Origin of the sequence: Lysinibacillus sp. FJAT-14745 (assembly GCF_001275675.1) — a bacterium.
Lineage (GTDB): Bacteria > Bacillota > Bacilli > Bacillales_A > Planococcaceae > Lysinibacillus.
Genome location: NZ_LITM01000008.1, coordinates 45,778 through 46,705 on the forward strand (window position 1 = coordinate 45,778; position 928 = coordinate 46,705).

Here is a 928-nt window from a genome sequence, read left to right on the forward strand (position 1 = left end):
CCCGCAGGAAAGCGAGTAGCCCGTAGCGGAAATCAGCCTCTTTGGATGTATAAAAATGGTTAATCAACACACCTGAATTTATAACTAACCAAGCCCTTTATTCGGCCTGAGAAATATTTGTTTATACTTTTCTTAAAAAGTATAAATGAACTAAGTCGCTCGCTAAATCGCATGGCTGTTTTTTTTGTTCAAGTAAATTAGTTAAGATTAAACGCTCAAAGGATCCTACAAAACTATCTACAATTATATGAATGTCTGTACAAAATGATTGTAATACATGGGCACAATCATAACGATGTATAAGGTGAGTAAATTGCTGTGTAAGTTGAGATTTAACTACAAGTGACTGTTCAGATTCAAATAGTCCAATTTTTGTTAATTTCGGGTTTTCGATTATGTAAACGAATAACATATATATTTTTTGTTTTAGCTCTCTGACAAAGCCGTCAAATCCCTTTTCAACTTCTTCTGATTGCTTACTCATAATTTCATCAAATCCACGCTGAAATCGTTCATTCAGATCGATGTAGAGAGAGTCCTTGCTTTCAAAATATAAATAAAAAGTTGGCTGAGTTACATTAGCGGCTTTTACAATATCACTAATTTTTGTATCGTGATAACCTTTTTCAGAAAATAACTCCAAAGCCTTTTCAAGCAATAATTGTTTACTTCGTTCACCATTTGAATTAACCTTCCTACCTCTTGCCATACTTCCCACCTTATCTTAATTTGTAGTAGACATAGTCCTTTAGGCATCATTAAACGATGCCAATTTATCCATGTGTTCATAAAAAATTCCACACCGAATAAAACTAATTATAATACAGCTCCTATTTTTTCACTATAAAATATTAGGCTCAACACCAAAATCTGTTCTTGCTAAAAAAGAATACAAAAAAACATCTGTATCCGCTAGAGTTGAGAGTAC

The 928-nt window shown here is 33.0% G+C and carries 1 protein-coding gene; it reads right to left on the bottom strand.

Going from position 1 to position 928, the window contains the following annotated elements:
- Positions 1-121: 121 nt before the first annotated feature.
- Positions 122-709 carry a TetR/AcrR family transcriptional regulator gene (locus tag AMS59_RS14055; protein WP_053484378.1) on the bottom strand — a complete coding sequence of 196 codons (588 nt, stop codon included), beginning with the start codon at positions 707-709 and terminating at the stop codon, positions 122-124.
- Positions 710-928: the final 219 nt, after the last annotated feature.